General features: G+C 65.3%; 20 protein-coding genes. 5 read left to right on the top strand and 15 right to left on the bottom strand.

Annotation, left to right across the window (positions count from 1 at the left end):
* Positions 1-72 precede the first annotated feature (72 nt).
* Together nudC and LY284_RS28425 are read left to right on the top strand one after the other, a co-directional pair.
* Positions 73-999: an NAD(+) diphosphatase gene (gene nudC / locus LY284_RS28430; protein ID WP_233389550.1), complete on the top strand. Its 927-nt coding sequence runs from the start codon at positions 73-75 to the stop codon at positions 997-999.
* Between the two features lie 45 nt (positions 1000-1044).
* A complete protein-coding gene (locus LY284_RS28425) occupies positions 1045-1611 on the top strand; it encodes a histidine phosphatase family protein (RefSeq protein WP_233389548.1) in 567 nt (188 codons plus the stop codon).
* 663 nt (positions 1612-2274) lie between these two features.
* On the opposite strand, the gene araD is transcribed toward LY284_RS28425, so the two are convergent.
* The 8 genes from araD to LY284_RS28380 all read right to left on the bottom strand — a co-directional run bounded on the left by araD (position 2275) and on the right by LY284_RS28380 (position 10808).
* On the bottom strand, positions 2275-3972 hold the full coding sequence (gene araD / locus LY284_RS28420) for an L-arabinonate dehydratase (RefSeq protein WP_233389546.1): 1698 nt from the start codon (positions 3970-3972) through the stop codon (positions 2275-2277).
* A gap of 82 nt (positions 3973-4054) precedes the next feature.
* A complete protein-coding gene (locus LY284_RS28415) occupies positions 4055-4720 on the bottom strand; it encodes a MarC family protein (protein WP_053571661.1) in 666 nt (221 codons plus the stop codon).
* A 98-nt stretch (positions 4721-4818) separates the two neighbouring features.
* Positions 4819-5187, bottom strand: coding sequence for a hypothetical protein (locus LY284_RS28410; protein WP_231927976.1), 369 nt, complete (start codon positions 5185-5187; stop codon positions 4819-4821).
* Positions 5188-5236: 49 nt separating this feature from the next.
* On the bottom strand, positions 5237-5995 hold the full coding sequence (locus LY284_RS28405) for a flagellar brake protein (RefSeq protein WP_233389542.1): 759 nt from the start codon (positions 5993-5995) through the stop codon (positions 5237-5239).
* 232 nt (positions 5996-6227) lie between these two features.
* Positions 6228-7208, bottom strand: coding sequence for a hypothetical protein (locus LY284_RS28400; RefSeq protein ID WP_233389540.1), 981 nt, complete (start codon positions 7206-7208; stop codon positions 6228-6230).
* 268 nt (positions 7209-7476) lie between these two features.
* On the bottom strand, positions 7477-8565 hold the full coding sequence (locus tag LY284_RS38975) for an alpha/beta fold hydrolase (protein ID WP_375294315.1): 1089 nt from the start codon (positions 8563-8565) through the stop codon (positions 7477-7479).
* Positions 8566-8675: 110 nt separating this feature from the next.
* Positions 8676-10019, bottom strand: coding sequence for a hypothetical protein (locus LY284_RS28385; protein ID WP_233389538.1), 1344 nt, complete (start codon positions 10017-10019; stop codon positions 8676-8678).
* 156 nt (positions 10020-10175) lie between these two features.
* A complete protein-coding gene (locus tag LY284_RS28380) occupies positions 10176-10808 on the bottom strand; it encodes a TetR/AcrR family transcriptional regulator (RefSeq protein ID WP_233389536.1) in 633 nt (210 codons plus the stop codon).
* 182 nt (positions 10809-10990) lie between these two features.
* On the opposite strand from LY284_RS28380, the gene LY284_RS28375 reads away from it, so the two are divergent.
* Positions 10991-11257, top strand: a complete 267-nt coding sequence (locus LY284_RS28375; RefSeq protein ID WP_233389534.1) for a hypothetical protein — start codon at positions 10991-10993, stop codon at positions 11255-11257.
* Between the two features lie 30 nt (positions 11258-11287).
* Here the strand turns inward: LY284_RS28375 and LY284_RS28370 are convergent, their stop codons facing one another.
* The 6 genes from LY284_RS28370 to LY284_RS28345 form a co-directional block, all read right to left on the bottom strand.
* Positions 11288-12145 carry a hypothetical protein gene (locus LY284_RS28370; protein ID WP_233389532.1) on the bottom strand — a complete coding sequence of 286 codons (858 nt, stop codon included), beginning with the start codon at positions 12143-12145 and terminating at the stop codon, positions 11288-11290.
* The gene (locus tag LY284_RS28365; protein ID WP_233389529.1) at positions 12145-14517 is read right to left on the bottom strand and encodes a bacteriophage N4 adsorption protein A; all 2373 of its coding nucleotides are present in this window, start codon (positions 14515-14517) and stop codon (positions 12145-12147) included. The genes LY284_RS28370 and LY284_RS28365 overlap by 1 nt, the downstream gene beginning before the upstream one ends.
* Entirely contained in the window at positions 14514-16691 is a 2178-nt protein-coding gene (locus tag LY284_RS28360) for a glycosyl transferase family protein (protein WP_233389527.1), read from the bottom strand. The genes LY284_RS28365 and LY284_RS28360 overlap by 4 nt, the downstream gene beginning before the upstream one ends.
* Positions 16691-18928, bottom strand: coding sequence for a cellulose biosynthesis cyclic di-GMP-binding regulatory protein BcsB (locus tag LY284_RS28355; protein WP_233389525.1), 2238 nt, complete (start codon positions 18926-18928; stop codon positions 16691-16693). The genes LY284_RS28360 and LY284_RS28355 overlap by 1 nt, the downstream gene beginning before the upstream one ends.
* 72 nt (positions 18929-19000) lie before the next feature.
* On the bottom strand, positions 19001-20203 hold the full coding sequence (gene wecB / locus LY284_RS28350) for a non-hydrolyzing UDP-N-acetylglucosamine 2-epimerase (protein WP_233389523.1): 1203 nt from the start codon (positions 20201-20203) through the stop codon (positions 19001-19003).
* A gap of 198 nt (positions 20204-20401) precedes the next feature.
* Positions 20402-21460, bottom strand: a complete 1059-nt coding sequence (locus tag LY284_RS28345) for an NAD(P)-dependent alcohol dehydrogenase (protein ID WP_233389521.1) — start codon at positions 21458-21460, stop codon at positions 20402-20404.
* Positions 21461-21896: 436 nt separating this feature from the next.
* On the opposite strand from LY284_RS28345, the gene LY284_RS28340 reads away from it, so the two are divergent.
* Complete coding sequence (locus tag LY284_RS28340) at positions 21897-22169, top strand: hypothetical protein (protein ID WP_045461657.1); 273 nt, start codon at positions 21897-21899, stop codon at positions 22167-22169.
* Between the two features lie 27 nt (positions 22170-22196).
* Here LY284_RS28340 and LY284_RS28335 read toward each other — a convergent pair whose 3' ends face one another.
* Positions 22197-22628, bottom strand: a complete 432-nt coding sequence (locus tag LY284_RS28335; protein WP_233389519.1) for a hypothetical protein — start codon at positions 22626-22628, stop codon at positions 22197-22199.
* Positions 22629-22926: 298 nt separating this feature from the next.
* On the opposite strand from LY284_RS28335, the gene napE reads away from it, so the two are divergent.
* On the top strand, positions 22927-23085 hold the full coding sequence (napE, locus tag LY284_RS28330) for a periplasmic nitrate reductase, NapE protein (RefSeq protein WP_053571672.1): 159 nt from the start codon (positions 22927-22929) through the stop codon (positions 23083-23085).
* Positions 23086-23112: the final 27 nt, after the last annotated feature.

Below are 23112 nucleotides of genomic sequence, written 5' to 3'. Positions count from 1 at the left end.
CGCCGCCTGCAAGGACGCGCCATCTTCGCTACGATGCGTGATCGACCTTTCCGCCACATACGCAAAAATACTATGCCCACGCCGCCTCATGCCATCGGTTTTACGCTCGATCCGCTCGATCGCGTGTCGGAAAAGCGCGACGACGACGGCTTCGTCGCCGGTCTGAGCGCCGATCCGGCCACGCGTTTTCTGCTTTTCGTGAACAACGTGCCGCTCTTCAAGCGCGCGGGCGGCCACGATCCGCTTTTCAGCGCGCAGGAAGCGGCCACGCTCGGCGCGCCGCTGCAAACCGTGTTTCTCGGCCGCGACGCGCAAGCACGCGCGCTTTTCGCCCTGTCTTTCGATAGCGGCGCGCAGAGCCTGCCCGAAGAATCGGCGATCGAAGCGATCGAGTTGCGCCCCATCGCCATGCAAGGCCTCGTGTCGCCGCCGATGGTCAGCGCGCTCGGCGAGGCGCGTTCGATGCTCGACTGGCATCGGCGGCATCGCTTCTGCGCGAACTGCGGCCAGCCGACCGATTCGGGCGGCGCGGGCTGGCGGCGCATCTGCGCGAATTGCAAGGCGCAGCATTTTCCGCGCGTCGATCCGGTCGTGATCATGCTCGTCACCGATGGCGAGCGCTGTCTGCTGGGCCGTCAGCCGCAGTTTCTGCCGGGCATGTACTCGGCGCTCGCGGGTTTCGTCGAACCGGGCGAGACGTTCGAGCATGCGGTGTATCGCGAGGTGCTGGAAGAAGCGGGCATCCGCTGCACGGACGTGCGCTATTACGCATCGCAGCCGTGGCCGTTTCCGTCGTCGCTAATGATCGGCTGTTTCGCGCGCGCCGCGAGTACGGAGATTGTCGTCGACAAGAACGAGCTGGAGGATGCGCGCTGGTTCACGCGCAAGGAAGTCGGCGCGATGCTCGACGGCACGCACGAACACGGGCTCTCGGCGCCGAAGCCGTTCGCGATCGCGCATCATCTGTTGAAAGCGTTCGCGACGGGCGAACTCGACTAGGCTATCTTCAGACATCGGGTGAACGACATGAACACGAAAAGCGGTGTGCATATCTGGCTGATCCGGCATGGCGAAACCGAATGGAGCAAGTCTGGCCAGCACACCGGCACGACGGACATCGCCCTGACCGAGGCGGGCCGCACGCAGGCGCGCGCGCTGGCGCCGGTTCTGGCGGCGCAACGATTCGACCTTGTGCTGACGAGCCCGATGGCCCGTGCGATCGAAACATGCGAGCTCGCCGGACTCGGTGATGGCGCGCAGGTCGAGCCTCAGCTTCATGAGTGGAATTACGGGATTTATGAAGGGCGGACCACGGCGGATATTCGGCGCGAGGTGCCGGACTGGTCCGTTTGGACATCGCCGATTCCGCAGGGCGAGAGTCTCGCGGATATCGGCGCGCGCGCGCAGGCGTTGATCGATAAGCTGATTGCTACGCAGGCGCAGAATATCGCGCTCTTTTCGCATGCGCATTTTTCGCGGGTGTTCGGCGCGCAGTGGGCGACGGGGGTGGCTTCGTTTGGCGCGCATCTTGTGATGGATACTGCTGCGATGAGTGTGCTCGGGTTTGAGCGCGATGCGCGTGCTATTGTTAGGTGGAATTTGTTGCCTTAGGGCGTTGTCGATTGATTGGGTTTCTATGGAATCCTGATTTCTTGTCGGTCTATTTGCACTGCCCCTCCCCGGGGCGGGGGTAACTTTCTTTGCTGCTGCAAAGAAAGTCACCAAAGAAAGCAGCTTTCTCACCGCCCGCGGTCACACGCAGTTTGGCCACTCTTCTCCTCCAAGGCGGCACTCGCCTAAGTGTCGCCCTCGAAGGACCCATCGGGCTTGGATCGCGCACGGTCTGTCACATCGCGCCACTTAACGAACCGGTACAGCCATTTCAAGCTCCGGCCCGCTTCGCGGCCGATGGGTCAATCGGGTATGCGTGGGTTTCCCTTGCATTCCCAGCGGCAGCGCGCAGCGCTGTGCCGAAGCTATTTCGTGCTGAACCAGCGCGTTCAAAGTTATGGTTTGTCAGACCGTGCGCGATCCAAGCCCGATTGGGCCTATGGGGGCACTCTTTAGGCGAGGGCCGTTCCCCGAGGAGAAAAATGGCCAACGTGCGTGTGACCGCGGGCGGTGACAAAGCTGCTTTCTTTGGTGACTTTCTTTGCAGCAGCAAAGAAAGTTACCCCCGCCCCGGGGAGGGGCAGTGCTAATAGACCAACGAGAAAGCAAGTTCCACGAAACCGAAACGAAAATCAAAAAACCAAAAAAACAAAACCCACCTCACTACTCCAAAAAATCAAAATCACACCCCTTATCCGCCTGCATCACATGCAGCTGATGCATCACCCCAAACCCACGTTCAAACCGACGCTTCGGCGGCCTCCATTCAGCCCGCCGCGCGGCAAGCACCTCCTCACCGACATCGAGATGAAGACGCCGCCCAGGCACATCCAGCTCGACGATATCGCCATCCCTCACAAGCGCGAGCGGCCCACCGACGAATGACTCCGGCGCCACATGCAGCACGCACGCACCGTAGCTCGTGCCACTCATGCGCGCATCGGAAATGCGCACCATGTCGCGCACGCCCTGCCTCAGCAGTTTCTGCGGAATCGGCAGTTGCCCCCACTCCGGCATGCCCGGCGCACCGACCGGCCCCGCATGCTGCAACACGATCACCGAATCGGCGGTGACGTCGAGCGATTCATCGTCGATGCGCGCGGCCATATCGGCGTAATCGCGGAACACCACCGCCGGCCCGCGATGCTTGAGCAAACGCGCTTCCATCGCCGCGGGCTTGATGACGGCGCCATCCGGCGCGAGATTGCCGGTCAGCACGGCGAGTGCATCGTTCGGCACCAGCGGATTGCCGCGCCGGCGAATCACGTCGTCGTCGAAAATTTCGGCGCCCGCGATGTTCTCGCCGAGGGTCGCGCCATTGACAGTTAGTTGCGAGCCGTCGATCAAATCGCCGAGTTCGGCGAGCAGCGCACGCAGGCCGCCCGCATAGAAGAAATCCTCCATCAGATATTTGCCCGCCGGACGGATATCGGCGATCACCGGCGTCACGCGCGCCAGTTCGTCGAAGCGCGCGGTCGTGAGCGGCACGCCCGCGCGCCGCGCCACCGCCACGAGATGCACGATCGCGTTGGTCGAGCCGGATAGCGCGAGCACGGTCGTCACCGCGTTGTCGAAAGACTTCGGCGTGAGAATGTCCGACGGCTTCAGATCCGTCCACACCATCTCGACGATGCGCCGCCCCGTCTGCGACGCGTACTGCGCGTGACGCGAATCCACCGCCGGAATCGAGGCGAAGCCGGGCAAGGTCATGCCGAGCGCTTCGGCGGCGCTCGTCATCGTCGATGCGGTGCCCATCGTCATGCAATGGCCGGCCGAGCGCGCGATGCCGCTTTCCAGGCCCTTCCATTCAGCCTCGGTGATCCTGCCCGCGCGCAGTTCGGCCCAATATTTCCACGTATCGGAACCGCTGCCGAGCGTGCGGCCGTTCCAGTCGCCGCGCAGCATCGGGCCGGCGGGCAGATAGATGGCGGGAAGATTCATGCTGATCGCGCCCATCAGCAGGCCGGGCGTGGTCTTGTCGCAGCCGCCCATCAGCACGCAGCCGTCGAACGGATAAGAGCGCAGCACTTCCTCGACTTCCATCGCGAGGAAATTGCGGTAGAGCATGGTCGTCGGCTTCTGGAACGGCTCGGCGAGGCTCATCGCCGGCATCTCGACGGGAAAGCCGCCCGCCTGCCACACACCGCGCTTCACTTCCTCGACGCGTTGCTTGAAATGGGTATGGCAGGAGTTGATCTCGCTCCAGGTGTTGATCACCGCGATGACCGGCTTGCCCATGTAATCGGACGGGTGATAACCCATCTGCGCCGTGCGCGAGCGATGGCCGAACGCATGCAGATCGTTCACGCCATACCAGCGGTGACTGCGCAGTTCTTCGGGCTTTCTGCGATTCGAAGTCAAGCAGCGTCTCCTCGATGGTAGCGATACCAGGAAAATCGCGAAAAATGGTAACGACGCCATCCGGGGGCGTCGCTTGGGGTTTCTACCGGATGTCGAGTTTCACGGAAGCGAGCAGTTCCGACAGCCCGAGCCACAGAATCTGCACGCCGATACAGAAGATGACGAACGCGAAGAGGCGCATCGCCACTTGCGTGCCCACGGTGCCGAGCAGCCGTTCGAGATGCCCGGCGAAGCGCACGCACGCGTAGATGCTCACGCACAGCAGCACAAGGCCCACGCTCACGCCCGCGAGATGCACCGGCTGCAGCCCGTGACGCGGCGTGCCCGTGCCGAGCGCGATGGCCACCGCGATCGCGCCCGGCCCGACGGTGATCGGCAGCGTCAGCGGATAGAACGCCTTCGCGCGCAGCGTCGCGCCGGTGCGCGGCTTCGGCGCAGATTCGGCGGCGTCGTCGTCATCGGGCTTCTGGAGCAGGCTCCAGCCCGCCATCGCGACGACGATGCCACCCGCCACGCGCAGCACCGGAATCGAGATGCCGAAAAAAGTCAGCACATACGCGCCGATGGACAGCGACGCCAGCAATATCGCGAAACTGTTGATGGAAATGCGCCGCGCCAGCTCCGTGCGCTCAGCGTCGCTCAGATGCGGCAGCATGCTCAGCACGACGAGCGCCGTCGCCGGCGGATTGATGATCGGAAACAGCCCGGCAACGATCACGAGTACCGTCTTGGCGAATTCGTTGAGCATGCGCGTCGTCGTCCCGTCGTCCGTGTGTCGTTGGCTGCGTTGTTTTCGCCCGGCAAGCCGGGACATTGTGCACGCTTAAGCCGCGCGACGACGAACAATCAGGCGAACGGGGCCGCGAGAATCAGCGCGCATTCGGTGACGAACGAGCCGAGCCCGACGCCGATCAGCACGCGCGCGACGATCGTCCAGACGCGCCGGTCGACGTTGGCCGAACATCGCCACGCCAGCATGCACCACAGCAGATAGACCGCCGAGCAGAGGGCGAACACGCCCAGCATGCCGGGCCAGAACCAGACGGTGATGAGCAGAAAGGTCTCGGGAACGACGCCGCTCGTCCAGAGGTCGAGATAGACGAACCACCATGCGAGATGGATGGGCACGCCCAACAGCCACCAGACTTTCCAGAAGCGTTCTTCTCCGCGCCAGGCCTTGCGAAACATGAGGTGCGATGCAGTGGAAGGAGGCACGCATTCTACTCCACGCATGCCTCGCGCCCGCACACCGACTCGGGCCAACTCAGGCCGACAGGCTGCGGCGCTTCGCCTCCATGCGCGTGATGAGCCGTTGCAGCACGTTTTCCGCCGCGCCTGAAAGACGCACGAAGCGAAACCCGACGACATAGCGGACATCGCCGCGCGGCGTGTTCACGGTGCGCGGCGACACGAGTTCGAGATCGACGGGAAACGCCGCGCCCGGACCGAAATGCAGGACGACATCGCTGAACAGGGTGCCGAGTTCGGTTTCGGCGAGACGCGGCGACTCCATGCGCAGCGCGATGCCGCCGAGCGACACATCATGCACTCCGTAGCGGAACGGTTCGCCGTCCGCGAAAGCGCCTTTCGCATAGAACGGGTCGAGCACCGGCGCGGGCACGCGGAAATACTCGCGCCGCTGGAACTGATAGAGCTTCTCGGGAAAGGAAACCTCGAACGCCTGCCGCCCCTCGTGCGTCACGGCGTGCGCGGCCTGCGTCGTGAATTCGACGCGCACGCCATCCGGCGCGCCCTTGAAGTACAACTGCCGGGCTTCGAGCAACGCGCGATTGTCCGACTCGACGCCGCCCCAGTCGAACACGATGCGCGCCTCGCGCACGTCGATTTCCAGCAGTTGCGTCACGATCTGCCCTTGCCCGCTCGTCACGGTGAGCATGTCGCGGCGCTGCACGAGACTGCGCAGCACGATCGAGATTTCGGATGGCGTATGGCGCGCGAAACGCTCGTGATCGTCGGCGAATTTTTCGATGTCGGATGTATGCGGCAACGGTTCGGCGAGCATGGTGGTCCAATCTATTTATCAGTTTGGGACAGCGAACGGCGACAGCCTGTGACACACATCTTGCACGAAAAAATTCCGGATCAGTACGCCAGTAACGACTAGATTTCCATGGCAATTCAGCGTTTTGCAGAGCAGCAAAGCGTGTTTCTTGCGTGTTTTTTACGAATCGCCTTCGAAAACGAAGAAGGCCGGACGCCTCCGTCCGGCCTTTTGGGCATCGCAAAAAACTCAATCAGGCAACGGCATCGGGCTCGCTTTCGAGCGCGAGGCGGCGCATGGGCGCGAGCGCCGCGCCGAGCCGTTCACCCTGCCGCTCGTTGATCACGCTCGAGAGGATTTCGCCGAACCGCGGCTCGTCGACGCCCGAGATGATGTACTGCCAGCGGTACGCGTCGACCAGCAGCGCGTGCACGCGCGCTTCTTCGTCGTCCGACAGCGCGCGGTCGAGCATCGTGACGAAGTAATGCGCATCGGCGGCGGCCTGCGCCTGCATCATGCCGTCGATGGCCGCGACGAGATCGATCAGGTCGCCGACCGCCGTGTCGCGCGCGGCGTCGTCGAGTTTCGCGTCCTCGCGCATCCACTCCAGTTCGTCGATGATCGCGTGCTGCGACTCTTCCTTCCAGTGAAACAGGAAGATGTCCTTGAAGAGCGGCGAGAGGCTGCTGTCGCTTTCCATGCTCTGCCGGTAATGCACCTGCGTGACGATCTCGACGCAGCAGGTCAGCGCGAGAATCGACCAGGTGGATTTGCCGAGCACGAAGGCGGCGACTTCATCCGCCTGCGGAATGAAGCGGTAGCCGGGCGGCAGCGCGAGCGCCGCAAGCGCCTCGACGCGGCGGAATAGCTCCTGATGCTTCAGTTCCTCGTCGGTGAAACGGACGATCGCTTCGAGCGCGGTCTGGTCGCCGAGCGCGTGATCGCGGCCGACCTCCAGCATCTTCGCGCCGACGAACCGCTCGATCATGCCGAACATGTTGGCGTACGTGCGGCCCTGAACCTGCGACATCAGGCGGCGCTCGCGCGCATCGAGAAACGGCAGGCGGTTCACCTGCGAAAGCCCGTCCGGCATGAACTTGTGGGCGGGATCGAAGTACCGGCCGCGCAACACATCGCGATCGATATCCCAGCGGATGCGCCGGGACACTTCGATGCACTTCGCATAACGTTGTTTCGGGCTGATTCGGGTGGACTCGTGCTGAACGGCTTGCATGTGCGAACTCCGTGCTGACTTTGCGTCGATGACTGCGATCAGAATGGGCGCCATGGTGAGGCGCGCCTCGTCGAACAGGTCGGCGTGAAAGTCGGGGGTCAGGCGTCGCGTCTCCGTTCTGCGATGCATTCTCGGGACAGACGCGCGAGCGCACATGAGGCGTATGTCCCGGTCGTGATCGGGAATCCTTGCTTTTGGCGGCCAGGAAGGGGGACGCATGTCCCGAAGCCGTCGAAGCGAACTCAGACGGTGCAACCGACGAAGTGCTTCAGACGGCGGGCGCGTCGAAACCCGCGCGGCGCGCAAGCACGATGGCCTGCGAGCGGTTTTCGACTTCGAGCTTCGCGAAGATGCTCGTGATGTGATTGCGCACGGTCTTCTCGCTCAGCGCGAGGCGCGCGGCGATCTGCGCGTTGTCGCGGCCGCCCGCCAGCAATTCGACGATGTCGCGCTCGCGCCGCGTCAGCGCGGAAAACGCGGGATCGGTCAGATGCGCCGCCGACGGCAGAAACCCGCGCACTTCCTCGCGCCAGCGCTGCCATGCGGGTTCGCTTTCGAGCGTGAGATGGTTCTCGCTTTCGAGCGGCACGAAGCGCGCCCCCGCGATCTGCCCGGCGATCAGGCGGCTTTCGTCGAACGGCACGCGCGCGTCGCCGCTTGCGTGCAGCACCAGCGCCGGGCATTGCACCTGCGGCAGCAGATCGACCACGTCGATATTGTTGAACACGCGCATGATGCGCGCGGCGTTGCGCGGCGTCGTGGTCAGGCGCTCCAGTTCGTTGAACCAGTGATGCTGCTCGGGCGTCCCGCCGGGGATGAACTGCGTCGTGAAAAACTGCCGGAACGCCGGATTCTGCTTGCCCCAGCCGAGTTCGGCGAGTTTCACGAGCATTTCGGCTTCCTCGTGCAGCGCGGGATCGCACGTGCGCTTGAGCCGCCCGCGCGCGTAGCCGCCATGCAGCACGAGATGCGTGACGCGCTCCGGATGCGCCACCGCGTAGGCGACCGCGATCGATGCGCCCTGCGAAATCCCGAGCAGCGGAAAGCGTTCGAGACCGCTCGCATCGACGACAGTTTCGAGATCGCGCAGCCAGGCATCGAAGGAAATATCGCCGACGTCGTGATCGGAGAGCCCGCAGCCGCGCTGATCGTAGCGAACGAGCGTGTACCGGCTGGACAGTTCGAGCATCAAGTGGCTCCACACCGGGCTCGAGAAATCCAGCTCCAGATGGCTCAGCCAGTTCGCCGCCTTGATGAGCGGCGGCCCCGAGCCGCAAGTCGCATACGCGATGCGCACGCCGTCGCTCGCCGTGCAAAGGCGGATTTGCTGCCGTGGTGTGGACGGGCGCGTCACCATCGGAATGATGTGTAAGTAGGGACTACGTACAAAGACGACGGCCGCGCGACAGCCCGCGCGATGGCTCATGCTCGCGCGTAAACGAATGGAAAGTCAAGGATACCGAGCGCTCAGGGACGCCGCGCCCCGCGCGTCTGGCTCGTCAGGTCGCCGTGATGCATGGCGAGCGCGCGCAACGACGGCCAGATATGCATGTAGTGCACCATGAAGCTGTCGGCGCTTTGCAACTGATACGGCGTGTTGATCGTGGTGCAGTCGAAAAGATCGCGCTCTTCAGCCAGGCCGTGCTTCTCCAGCACCTTGATGAACACGTCCTGATCGCCGCCGCTCGCATACGTCGATGATTTGTCCGCGATCGCGCCGATGCCCGCCTCGATTTCAGCCAGCAAGTCGCGGTTTTGCTGCGTGTTGCGAAAGCCCATGATGCCCGAGTTGAAACGCCAGCTCACGTCCATCGCGATCACGCGGTCGCGGCCTTCCAGCAGCGATTCGAGCGGCTTGCCCTGATCCATGACGAGGACGTCGGCATCGATCCAGAACACCCAGTCGTGCTCGTGCAGATGACGGCAAAGGACCCACGGCTTCACCCAGTTTCCGCTCGCGCCCCCCGCTTCCGGCGGCACGTCGCGATAGAGGTACAGGGCGTAGCCGTGCCGCTCGCAATAGCGGCGCAAGTTGCGCTCGGCGATGGCGCCGTATTCGCGGATGTTCGGCGTGTAGAGCATCGCGAACGCAATGGGCGCGTGACGATTCAGCGCTTCATGGCTCGCGGCGTTTGTGCCCACGTCCGGCGGCGGCAGCGTGAGATACGGCAGCCCTTTCGACTGGCACGCGTTGATGTGCTCCGCGAACAGATCGCGCAGATGCGTGAATACCGGCTGATTGCGCGGCGCGTCGGGCAAATCTTCGAGCGTGAGGGCGAATGCCGGCCAGTCGGCCCAGATCGGGGAGACATGCAGCGCGGCGGGCACGACGGGCACGTAGCCTTCGATCGTCACGTTGAAGTGCGGCGGATCGAGCGCCCGCAGCAATTCGGATTCGCTCGCGAGCGCGCCGCCGAACTTCGCGCCGCGGCAGAGGCGCTCCACCTGCTCGCGCGCGGCGGCCGTGTTGCGCCAGAGCTGGAACGCCGCCATCACTTCGACGGATTCGCCCACGTAAGTGAACGCGACGATCCAGTCGCGGCTCGCGTCGCGCATGAAGGTTTCGCAGGGAATGTCGCGCAACAGCATGCTGTCCTGTGTCAGCAGCAACACGAGATCGCCCTCGGCGCGCTCGCGCAGCGCGCGCAACAGCACTTGATACTTCAGCAACATGCGCAGATGCGGCCAGCCTATTGCGCTGGCATCGACATATTCGTGCGGATAGGCATGGCGCGCGCAATAGCGGCGATGATTGTCGAACGACGCGCGCGCGCTGTCGTCCGCGAAAAAACTGATGACGTGAGTGGTCATGGCAATGCTCCGTGATGCCGCGTGCCGCGATTACACGTTCCGGCCGACGGATTTTGTTCCGGCATTCCATGTGCCGGCAAGCGCGACGACAGTTTGTTTCATCATCGTGAGCGTGCGCCGCGATCGTTGCAGTGAACGATGCATGCACGTGGCGTCTCAGCGCTTATTGCGCACAGGCAGCGTTTCGATGAACTGATCGATTGCCGCGAAGAGTGTCGCCTTGCGCACGCCGTCCTGCGCCTGAATCGATAGCCCCGCGAACAGCGTCATGCACAGCGCGGCGAGCGCGGGCGCGTCGGCGCGGGCGTCGAGTTCGCCGTTTTCGATCGCGCGCGAGAGCCGCGCTGCGACGATCGTCGCCACCTTGCGCCGGTGCTTCTGCATCTCGGCGCGCAGTTGCGCATGCTCGGCGCCGACGGACATCGCGCCGAGAAAGATCATGCAGCCGCGCGGATTCGGCGCACGCGTGAAGAGCTCGGTGCTCGCGCGCAACATCGCGCGCAAGCCGTCGCGCACGGATTCGTGCGCCTGCAGCTGCCGGAGCGCCGCGCCGCCCTCCGCGTCCACATAAAGCCCGATCGCCTCGCGATACAACGCTTCCTTGCTGCCGAACGCGGCGTAGAGGCTGGGCGAGTTGATGCCCATCGCGTCGACGAGATCGGCCATCGAGCAGTTGTCGAAACCTTTGGTCCAAAACAGTTCCATCGCGTTTCGCAATGCCGCCTCGCGATCGAACGCGCGCGGCCGGCCGCGACCCTTGTGCTGCGTGCTCTCCAGTTCCGACGACATGTCTCGCTCCTCGCGCGCGCCGGCGATTGATGCGCGCACTGCAATTCAGAATTATGTGTCGATCGTAACAAAAAGACTGGACGTTGTCCCGGGCCGATGTTCCAATATGTATATCGATCGCTACATAAATATCGGATAAGTCCTGTCCGGCATTGTGCGGCGAGCAAACAGGAGATTCGTTCATGAAAAAAGCTATTTCAGCTATTGCCGCCGCGCTGTTGCTGGCGACCCCGCTGGTGTCGTTCGCGCAGACGGCCGCAGCCGCATCGCCCGCGCCGTACTCGGTGTTCGTCGATCAGCCGACCGGCTTCACGTTCGTCAAGTTGCCGTCGGGATGGAAGTTCGTCGGGGCGGTATCGAAGGAAGACGCGCGGCATGTGCCGGCGAGTGTGCTGACCTCGGTGTTGCCGGGCGACGCGGGGCGCGCGGTGGAAACGGCATCGAAATAAGCGGCGGGGCGCGCCGCGTCGATGCTTCGTTCAACGCGGCGCGGCCGGACGGCGGTAAGCGTCCACCAAACCCTGCACCAGTTCCGGCGACACGTAATGCGGCCCATCGAAGAGATAGGTCTTGTAACCGCGATACGCGTCGATCTGCGGCTTCAGTTCATCCACCGTCGCTGAGCGAAAGCCGCCGCCCACTTGCGGCCGGAATGCCTCGGCGATGATCCTCACGCGCGAGTGCCCGAGCTTCGCGGCAAGCTGGTCCGCGTACTCGCGCGCGACGCGAGGCTCGCGCGCATACACGCCGCATCCGTCCTGCAGCAGCACGCCGACGTCGCCTGGCAGCCATTGATCGAGCCATTGCGCGAGCGCCGCACCGCCGACGTTCGCGCGGTCGTACACGCTGATCCACAAGGGCCGCGGTAACGCATCGAGCAGGGTGCGCAGCGCGCTCGCGTTCTGCCACGTCGGATCGATCTCGACGGGAAAGTAGTAGCCCGTCACGTGCACCGGTGGACGAATCTCTGCAAGCCGCATCGATTCGATGAACAACTGCGCCGCATTTGCGCGCGCGGCGGCTTCGTCGAAACGGCCCGCCAGTCCGACGATCACGTTGCGCGCCCACGGCTCCTGCCCGATGCGCTCCCAGTCCGGCATGCGCGGCGCGGCGCGCAATCCCGCGCCCGGCACGAACGAGATGCCGTCCACCGCGGTCCATTGCACGATCAGTTCATGCGCGCCGAGTTTGTCCCAGTCGCCGCGCGGATCGGCGTGCGCGTTGTCGGGCTGCCAGACGATGCCATCGACAAGACGCATGCGCGGCGTCTGCGCATGGACGACGCCGCACGCGCACACGAGAACGACAAGAAACGAGGAAAGGAGCGAACGCATCATCAGTACGAGAATACCGCGCCGAAAAACACGCCTCGCGCGCGCTCGTCGCCAGCGAGACGAAAGCGGTACTGCACCGACACATCGATGAACGAGCGCGGCGCGTCGTACGGGCCGCCGCGAAACCACCAGCGCGCCGCCACGCCCGCGCCGATGCCGAGCGGCACGCTGTGATCGACCGCCGAATCGTAGTCCATACCGATGACGGCGTGCGGAAACACCGTCAGCCGCGGGCTCAGCGCATCGACGCGCCAGGTGCGGCCCAGACGCGCGTTCGCCGTCGCGTAGGTCGAATCGTTCACGATGTAATGACCCGCTTCGCCGTAGACCGTGCCGGTCCACCAGTCCGGCACGTCGAGGCGGCGCGCGTCGCCGAAACCGTTGGAATACGCGGCGCGGGCGAGCCAGTCCGAGCGCACGTCCGAGCCGATCGGCACGATTCGTTCGATGGCGAAAATCGCATTCGCCGAGGCGAACGGCTTCACGCGCGCGCCGATCGCCGCCTGCAAGGTCGATACGCCCGACGGCCCGCCGCCCGCCACGCCGAAGTTCTCGTAGCCGCGCGCGTAGACCTCGAACATGCGGTCGCCGAGACTGCCGAACGGACGCCAGTACGCCTCAACGCCCGCCTGCCAGTTGTTCGACAGGCCAGGCGTCGGCGCGAACGCGAAACCTTGCTGCGCACCGTTGCCGCGATAGTTCACCGTCGCGCTGAAACCCCAGTTGCGCGTCGCTTCGGCGTGGGCCGCGCGCGCATCGCTCAGGGCTTGCGGCGTCAGCGTGGCGTCGTCGTGATCGATCGCGTGTTCCAGATAGCGCGCGCCCTCGTCGTTGCGATGCAGACTCAGCGCGGCATAGCCGGCGTCGGCCTGGGCGGATGCGGGTAGCGTGCCGCCGCGTTCGGCGCGCGCGAAGTAATCGAGCGCGAGCGCATTGTCGCCGGCGCGGCGCGCGATGAACGCCGCGTGCGTGTCGGTCATCGAATCGAGCAGATTCGCGTCGATAAGCGCGCGCGCCTCGTTCGACGCCTCGCGCGTGCGACCCGTCGCGGCGAGCGCATCGATCAGCGCGATGCGCGGTTGCGGATCGTCGGGCGCTTCGGCCACCGCCGTGCGCCAGTAGCCGATTGCCGCCGTGCGATCGCCGCGCCGCTCGGCAAGCCGCGCTTCGCGGGTCGCGGCCAGCGCGGGATCGTGCGCGTAGACATCGCACGATGCGCCGAACCGGTCTTCACGGCATTCGAACGTCGGCCGCGCTTGCGGATCAATCTGCGCCGCTTGCGCCGCGCCCATGCGCAACATCTTTTCCGCGCGATGACGCCGCAGGATGACGGCGGCGCCGGTATCGTCGGGCGTGGGCGTATCGACACGCGGCAGCACATCGAGCGCGGCTTGCGGATTGCCTTGTGCGAGCCGCACGTCCGCGACGATCGTGCGCGCTACGCGCCCATCGCGGGCCGGCTGCGCAAGGTCGAGCGCGCGGGCGAAATCGGCATCCGGATCGGCGCCGCGCGCCGCGCGCGCATAGCCGTGCAGCGCCCGCGTGAGCGCGTCGCCGGCATCGCGCGTCGCGTTTTCGACGCCCGCGAGATCGCCGCGCGCGAACAGGATCTCGATCCACTGCATGCGGAAATCGGCGCGTTCCGGCGCATACGCGACCGCCCGGCTCGCGAACCGCTGCGCCGCGTCCATGTCGCCGCGCGCGCGCGCCGCATACGCCGCTTTCGATTCCGCGGGCGCGAGCCGGTCGCCGATGAAGCGCCTGCGCTCGCGCAAGCCCTCGCTGTCGCCGAAACGCTGCTGCGCGTCGATGACGGCGTCGTACGCGGCGGCATCGTCGCCGGATGCGGCGAGCGAGTCGATCAGCAGCATGCGCAAGCGCGCGGCCTGCGGAGCGAGGCGCACCGCTTCGCGGCTCTCGGCGGCCGCCGCCGCGTAATCCTTGTTCGCGTACGCGCGATACGCGGCGCGCGCGGCCGAAAGCGCGGGCTCGGGCACATCGCTGGGCACGCCGCCGCCCGCGCCGCCCGAGGCGATCAGCACGTCGATCTGCCTGCGCCGCGCGGTCAGCGCCGGCAGCGGACCGAGTTGCGCGATGGCGTCGGCAAGCGCGCGGCTCGCGTCCTTCAGACTGCCGCGCGCCGCGAGCGAATTGGCGAGCAGCAGACGCAGATCGGCCACGTCGGGTCGCTGGCGGATCGCTTCGCGCGCGCCGGCGATGGCATCGGCATAACGGTGCGCGTCGTAGGCCGCGAACGCCTCGCGCGCGACGCGATACGCCGGGCCGCTCAACGGCAGCGGCAAGGTTTCGTCGGCGCGCGCGGCGAGGGTCGCGCACAGGCACAGCGCCGCGGCGGCGGCATGGCGCGGCGTCATCTGATTCCCGCTCGCGCGAGATAGCGGAGGCGCTGCTCGGCGATCGCGGCGGTCAGCGCGCCGGGCGTGATGATCCGCTCCGCCACCATGTAATCGCCGATGCGCCCATGCCGCTCCGGCCGATAGTGGCGCAACGCCGCCTCGAACGCGCCGCGCGTGACGAGTCCCATCTCGATCATGATGTCGCCGAGCAGCGGCACGCCGCGCGCGGCGTCGGCATCGTCGAGCGAGGGCGATTCATCGTCTCCCGCATCGCTCGTGAAGACCGCCATGCCGGCCGCGCGCAGCATGCGCAGCCCCGCCGCGATCTCGCTCTCGCGCACGATATGCAGCGCGACCGCGCGGCCCGACGCCTCGCCCAGTTCGGCGAGCGATGCATCGTCGAGCAGGCTCGCGCAGATGAACACGGCGTGGCCGTTCGCATCGACGCCCTGCGGCAGCGCGCGCAGCCGCACGAGCGTGTCGGGCGTCGCGACGCTCGTCGCATCCATGCGCGCCGCGTCGAAGCGTCCGCGCGGCAAATCGGCCTGAAACGCGATGGCCTCCGCGAGCGTTTCCTCGTCGAGCCAGCCGCGCGTGATGAGCACGCGGCCGATCGGCGCTTCGCGTGCGTGATCGGTGCGGCGCGCTTCTTCGAGCCGCTCCGGATCGATCGCCTGCCACGAAACGAGCAGGTCGCCGAGTTCCTGCCGCGTGTCGCGCAGGCCGTCGTTGCTCGGGAAATCGTGCATCGTCTTGTCCCACGCGAGCCGCCGCCCCGTCGTCACATGCACGATGAAAAGCCGCCACGCGCGCGCCACCGCCATGAAATTGATGACGTTGCCGATCACCATGCGCGGCACCGACAACACGCCGTGCTCCCAGCCGTAGAGCCGCGTGGTAAAGACGATGCGCTGCGTGACGCGCAGCACGAGCGCAACCGAGTTCGCGACGAGCAGCGCCTGAAGCCATGCCGAATCGATGAACGGCGACGGAAAGAAGTCCTTCGCGAGTCCGAAATACGACGCCGTCGCGAACAGCATGAACTGCACGGCGAGCAGATACGCGAGCATGCCGACGAACGCCGTCACGACGCCCTTGCGGTCGCGCATCAAGAGATAGCGATTCGCCAGCGATCCGCTCCAGCCGGTCAGCGCCCAGCCCTGCAGGCCGATGCCGAGCGTCCAGCGCGCGCGCTGCCGGTAGGCGGTGCGAAAGGTATCGGGGAAAAATTCGCGCACGCAAAGCGGCATCGTCATGCGAATCTCGCGCTCGGGTCCGAGGCCGAACCAGCCCTTGCGGCGCGTCGTGAACTCGACGGGAAAGAGCGGAAAGATCGACTGCATGCCGAGCCTCGTGATGCGCGTGCCGATGTCGTAATCTTCCGTGAGACTTTCGGTGTTGAACGGCTGCTGCTGCGTCTCGTCGACGAGCGCGAGAATCGCGCGGCGCGAGAAGCACGTGCCCACGCCCGCCGACGGCACCGCGCCCGCGAGACTCTCGCGCACGACGAGATCCTTCGCGTGCCATTCCGCGAACTCGTCCATGTACGTGCCCGCGACAAGCTCGAACCAGTGCCGTTCGAGTGACGCCACCGGCAACTGGATCATGTCCTTGCGCGGCAGGAGATAGTTGAAGAACTTGAGTTCGACGGGGTGCAGCACGTCTTCGCTGTCGTGCATCACGATGCCCGCGAATTCGATGCCGGCTTCGAACTCGTAATGCAGGATCGCCTGCACGAGCCAGTTGAGGCAGTCGGCCTTGCAGGTCGGCCCGTCGTGCGGCACTTCCACGCGATGCAGATGCTTGTAGCGATGCCGCATGCGCTCCACTTCGCGAATCGTCGCGGCATCGTTCTGATATGTGCCGACGAACACCGTGTACGCGCGATAGTCGAGCACGCGCACGAGGTCTTCGATCATCGCGGCGATCACGTCGTCCTCGCGCCACGCGGGCACCATGATCGCGATGGGCTGCTCGTCGCGCGCATAAAGCTGCTCGACGGTGAGCGGCGCGTAACGGCGCTCCACCGTCATGCGCCGCCAGCACTTGCGCGTCCAGTACCAGATGTCGATGAACAGATCGTCCAGGCTCGAAAGCAGGATGATGGCCGCGACCGTCGCGGCCACGTATTCCAGTCCCTGATAGTACTGGGCAAGCAGAATCTCGCCGTACCATCTGAGTGCTTCCGGCATCACCCGCGATCCTCGCCGCCTTCGCGCGCCTTGCGATGTCGCCGGCGCGCGTGTCCCGCGAGCGCGATCAGCGCGAGCAGCAGCACGACGAGCACCGCCGGAATGCCCCAGCGCGCCCAGTGCCGCGTGACCCAGTCGGTGCTCGTCGCGGGTTCGTCGGTCAGCGCTTGCGGATCGGCGGTATCGAACTGGCGCAGCACGCCGCTTTCGCCGACGACGGCGATGTTGCCGCGCGAAAGCTGCAGCTTGTCGGTCAGCACGGGCGCCGCCCCCGCCGACCGGTACACGACGCCGCTCTGCCCGCCCGCGCTCGCCACGCTCACGACCGCGACGCGCGAGAGCCCCGACATGTCGAGCAGCGTATCGCCGGACGGTGCGGTCAGCACGAGGCGCTCGGCCGAATAGGCGGCAGGGTTCTTCTCGTCGGCGAGCTTGACGTCGGCGGCGAGGAACGGGCCGTCGGGCTGCGCCGTGTCCTGCGCGCCTGTCACCGCGAATTTCGCCGAGACCGGCGCGATGCCCGTCGCGCCCGTCAGCACGGCGAGGCGCGGGACGGCGTTCAGCGCGTCGTCGAGATAGGCGCGCGGCACGTACACCGTCGCCGACGACGCATAGCGCGCCGCCATGCCCGCGAAGGTGTCGTCGGGCGTCGCGGTGCCGAGACGCAAATGGCTCGACGGCAGCACGGCGACCGGATACGTCTGACGCGCCTGACAGCCCGCATCGGCCTGGCGGCGGAAGGTCACGCGCAAGTCGTTCGTGCGCGCGAGCGCGTAGCGCGGAATCGGCGCGACGAGACGCTGGCGCGCGCCGTCGACATTGATGAGCTTCGCGCCGATCATCACGTCGTTGAAATACACCGTGGCGGTCGCGCCGCCGTTGGAGAGTGTCGGCGACGCCGCGAGATCGAGCACGACCTGCTCCGGCAGCCGGCCGTTGCCCGAGGCCGCCGCGAGATCGAAGCGCGCGCCCCACGACGCGGCGGTCTGCACGTCGATGCTGCGCGGATCGCCGCCGAGATCGGCCAGCGCGATGGTGTCGCCGCGCGCCGGCTGCGCCAGGTCGATGCGATGCACGATCACGCGGTTCGACACGTCGATGGGCCGAAAGCCCTGCGCGAGCGCGCCGATGCCGCGCGCATCGCCGACCACGATCAGCGCGCGCCCGCCGACATGCGCGACGCGCGTCTCGCCCGCCGCGAGCGGCTCGGTCAGTTGCGCCGCGCTGCGCTTGCGCCACGCGTCGAACGCGGGCAGCGCGTCGTTGGCCGCGTTCGCGATTTGCGCGCGCAGCGCGTCGAGCGCGCCATCGATGCGCCGCCGCATCGTATCGTCCGCGACGATCACGTCCGGGCCGAACGCCGCGCGCGGCGCGAGCGCCAAGAGCGCGCCGAGCTCAGCGTCGTCGGCGATCGCGTGCTGGCCGCCGGCAGCCAGCGCCGCGAACGCCGGAATGGCGCGCAGCGGTACGGGCACGTCCACGCCCGTGAGGTCCGCCGTCTCGCCGACCGCCGGCAGCGCCTGCATCACGGGCCGCTTGCCGTCGCGCTGCAGCAGCGCATCGATGCGCCAGGCGGTGTCGAATGCGCCCGCCGAAAGCTTGCCGCCGGAGACCGCCAGCACCGGCGCATACGGCAACGCGCTCCACGCGGTGCGCAGGTCGCGCACGTCGGCGGGATTGAAGCGGAACGTGAGGCGCGTGGTCGGATCGACGCGCAACACGTTGCCGATCGCCGTCTGATCCGCGCACTCCGTCTGGCTCACGACCGAGGCGAAGCCGAGGCCGAGCCGCACGAAGCCGTTCGGGCGCGGCGCGCCGTCCACGCCGAGATTCGCCGAGACGCCGCCCGCGTCCTGCGTGAACGCGCGCGCGAGCACCGGCGAGCCGTCGAGGGAAAGCAGCATCGTCTCGCGGCCGCCGTCGCCGCGCACATAGCCGCCGTCGAACTGCAGCGTGGCATCGCTGATCGGCACGCCCGCGGGCACGGGCAGGAAGAATTCGCGGCGCGTATCGGGCGCGTTGAGCGTGACGCTTTCGAGCAGCCCGAGCTGGCGCAGCGTCACCGTGCGCGATTCCTGCGTGTCGAGCCCGAGCCGGGCGAACGCGCCGGGGATGCCGCTATCCGCGGCCGACGCGCCGAAGACCGCGGCCGGCGAGCCGAAGAGCAGCACAGCGCACGCGGCGCATGAAGCGAGGACGGCACGCGGGCCGCGCCGCTCGAAGATGTCGTTGATCAAATTGGATGACTCGGAATATCGCTTCGCGGCGGCGGGCCGCGATGCAGTCCGCCCGGCGGACGGATGAGACGCTTATGCGAACGCCTCGCGCCAGGCCCACGGCGTATCGTTCGCCGCGCGCAGGACGCCGGGCCTGAATTCCTCGAACGGCCGGCCCGCGAGCGCCGCGACGATGCGCGCCGAAGCCTGCCCGTCGCCGTACGGGTTGGCATTGCGGGAGAACGACGCGCAGGCGTCTTCGTCGTCGAGCAGCAGATTCACCGCGCAGACGATCGCGTCGCTATTCGTGCCGACGAGTTGCGCCGTGCCCGCGTCGATGGCTTCGGGGCGCTCGGTGACGTCGCGCATCACGAGCACGGGCTTGCCGAGCGCCGGCGCTTCTTCCTGCACGCCGCCGGAATCGGTCAGGACGAGCGTCGCGCGCTCCAGCAGCCGCACGAAACCCATGTAGTCCTGCGGCTCGGTCAGGAACACGTTCGGCGCATCGCCGAGCGCGCCGACCACCGTCGCCTGCACGTTCGGATTCAGATGCACCGGATAGACGATCTGCACGTCACGGCGTTTGCCGATCTCCGCGAGCGCCCTGCAGATATTGCGCAGTCCCTCGCCGAAGCTCTCGCGCCGATGCCCGGTGACGAGCACGAGCTTTTTCGCCGGATCGAGAAACGGCAAGCGCGCATCGAGCGATGCGCGCAAAAGGTGGTCCGAATCGATGCGCCTTTTCACGGCGAGCAGCGCGTCGATCACCGTGTTGCCGGTGACGAACGTTCGTCCGTGCACCCCTTCCTCCGCGAGGTTGTCTCGCGAGCGCGGCGTCGGCACGAACATGAGATCGCTGACGACATCGACGACGCGCCGGTTCATCTCCTCCGGCCACGGGCTGTGCATGTCGCCGGTGCGCAAGCCCGCTTCGACGTGGGCGACCGGCACGCGGCGATGAAACGCGGCGAGCGCGGCGGAGGTCGCCGTGGTCGTGTCGCCATGCACGAGCACGCGGCAAGGCTGCTCTTTTTCGATGGCCTCGTCGATGGACGCGATCAGCCGCGACGCCAGCCCGTTCAGGCTCTGGTTCTCCGACATCACCGCGAGATCGTAATGAGGCTTGATGTCGAACAGGTCAAGGACCTGTTGCAGCATCGAACGGTGCTGGCCCGTCACGCAAACTACCGAGCGAACGTTCGGCTCCGCCTCCAGAGCCTTCACGAGCGGCGCCATCTTGATGGCTTCCGGTCGCGTTCCGAATATGGAAAGTATCGTTTTTTTCTTTGTATGCATGGCCCGACTGGTACACAATCTTTAACAATCCCGATTGTATTCAGGCGCTTAGAACCACCAATCAACTAAAGTGTAAAAAAGTCTAACGAGAAGCTTTGCTGAGTTTTTGTCTATCCGGTTTCAGGAATTTTTACGTCATCGCCGCGAAATTGCCCAGAGTTTGAGGCGCCGGCAAGACTCCACCGGCGCATTTCACGCTCAGCTTTCCAGCGTCGCCATGTCGATCACGAAGCGGTACTTCACGTCGCTCTTCAACATGCGCTCGTAGGCGTGGTTGATTTCGTCCATGCGGATCATCTCGATGTCGGACGTGATGCCGTGCTGGCCGCAGAAATCGAGCATCTCCTGCGTTTCCGCAATCCCGCCGATGAGCGAGCCGGCCAGCGAGCGGCGCTTGAAGATCATGTTCATCACCGAAGGCGACGGATGCGGATGCTCCGGCGCGCCGACGAGCGTCATGGTGCCGTCGCGCTTCAACAGCGCCATGAACTGATCGAGATCGTGCGACGCGGCCACCGTGTTCAGAATGAAATCGAAAGTATTGGCGTGCGCCGCCATCTGGTCCGCATCCTTCGAAATCACGACTTCATGCGCGCCGAGACGTTTGGCGTCGTCGATCTTGCCCGGCGACGTCGTGAAGAGCACGACATGCGCGCCCATCGCGGCGGCGATCTTCACGCCCATGTGCCCGAGTCCGCCCAGGCCGACGATGCCGACCTTCTGCCCTTTCTGCACGTTCCAGTGACGCAGCGGCGAATACGTCGTGATGCCCGCGCACAGCAACGGCGCGACCGCCGCCGGGTCGAGATTGCCGGGAATGCGCAGCGTGAACGCCTCGTCGACGACAATGGCCGTCGAATAGCCGCCCGCCGTGAAACCGCCCGACTTCGCGTCCGGTGAATTGTAGGTTTGCGTGAAGCTCGCGGGACCGTCGCAGAACTGTTCGAGTCCTTCCTGGCAGGACGCGCACACGCGGCACGAATCGACCATGCAGCCGACGCCCGCGAGATCGCCGGCCTTGAACTTCGTCACGTCCGCGCCGACCTCGACCACGCGCCCGACGATCTCATGGCCCGGCACGACCGGATAGTTCGAGCCGCCCCATTCGTTTCTCGCCATGTGCAGGTCGGAGTGGCACACGCCGCAGAACAGAATGTCGATGCGCACATCGTTCGGGCCGACATCGCGGCGCTGGATCTCGAGCGGACCGAGCGCCTTGTCGGCTGCCGATGCGGCATAGGAATACGCTTTCAGCATGGTTTGCTTCCTTTCTTTTTGATTCGAATCGTTGTGAACAGGACCAGCGCTTGCTCCAAAGGAACAAGCGCGGTTGATGACACATGCAAGATGATTGGTTTGTGTGCGACAGCGAACATGCATTCACTGTCATTGCCCAGCGCGTTGCAAGCGACTTGCCGATCGCGCCGATACTTTGGCGGCGATGTGCAACGCCGCTACTGTATGCCTTTGAAACGATCTCTGCCGAATCGACCGCGCGTTTAACGCGTTCTTGCAGAATTTGACAATCGTGCGCCCTACGTATGGCTCCCCGCTCAAGCGGGATTGTCCGACGATGGATGCGCGTCTTATGCTTGTAATGCGCGCGGAGACGACGACTCTTTTCGCGCGGCGCCGGGCGGCTCGCGCGCCCGGTGCCTGCTTGCGACTCATGCGACCTGGAGAGAGCTAGACAATGAAGGCGAAGGCAATCACGGTGAGCATCGATATGCCGGAGGGCGCGGTGAGCGCCGAATTCCATATCGATACGGGGCGCCTCAGAATTTCCGAGCGCGGACTTTTACGCGTTGAACTGTTTCCACCGCATTCGTGGTTCATGGTGGCGTCGGTGGCGGGCAACAGCCGCTGGGGCACGCGGCCGCGCGAAACGGATCTGCGTCTCGTGCTGGAGAATTTCATCCAGCAACGCTTCGGCATGAAGGCCTTGCAACACCAGACGCTTGCTTGATTAGCAAAGCGAATCTTTTTGCCCGGATCAGCAAGCGCTGCGTACCGGCGGCCGATAACCGGGAATCTGATGCAACGCATAGTCACACGCGGCCGAAAGCGCCGCCAGCCGCTCCATGTTCTCGCGCATGCCGGCCTGCGTTTGCGCCACCGTTTCGCGCAGCGCTTCGAGCCGCGGCATCAGCCGGTCTGCGATCACATCGCATTCTTCCTTGCGCGTGAGTAGCGCCTCCGCGTCTTCGCGCGCCTCGCGAAGCTCCATCAGCGACACCGCGTTTTGCGCCTGGAAACGCGCATAGCTTTCGGCGAGTTCACCGAGGCCCATCGATTGCATGCGCTCGACGAAATCGCGCGTCGAGTGCATGGCGAGTTCGCCGGCGTCGTAAGCCATGAACTGGACGTCGTCGATCGGCAGCGAGATGCGTCCTTCGGGTGTGGCGAATTCGAGTCTGGTCGGCATGAGTCGTGGTGCGCGGTAGTGAAGGTGCACGCATTCTAGAAACGCAAGCCTCGAAGGAATTTCGGATCACGCCTAAAGCGCAGTGGAATAAACGAAACGCTGAATTACACGCGACATTCATTCGCTTCGGATTTGTTTCAAAAGACGAAACGATACTCGACGCGTTCAATAAATCATTACGCGGGATGGGCGCGAGCATCGCCATATTTGACTTGAAAAGATGCATTCCATCTGCCAACAATGAATCGTCCTTCGTGCTGGCCATCCCACAATGCCAACCCGAGATCCGATGCGCCCAATGGATGAAAAAGACGAACTACGCAAGTCCGAAGAGTTGCGCAGCTTTTTGTTTCTGACCGTCGTCATGGTTCCCGTGCTCACGGTCATGATCATCGCTGGCTACGGATTCGCGGTCTGGTTTTATCAAATGCTGATTGGCGGCCCGCCACATCATTAACGAGCGTCGCGACTATTTCAATTAAAT

Origin of the sequence: Caballeronia sp. PC1 (assembly GCF_021353155.1) — a bacterium.
GTDB classification, from domain to species: Bacteria; Pseudomonadota; Gammaproteobacteria; order Burkholderiales; family Burkholderiaceae; genus Caballeronia; species Caballeronia cordobensis.
Note: the sequence above shows the minus strand (reverse complement) of the source record. Positions and strands in the feature narration are given on the sequence as shown.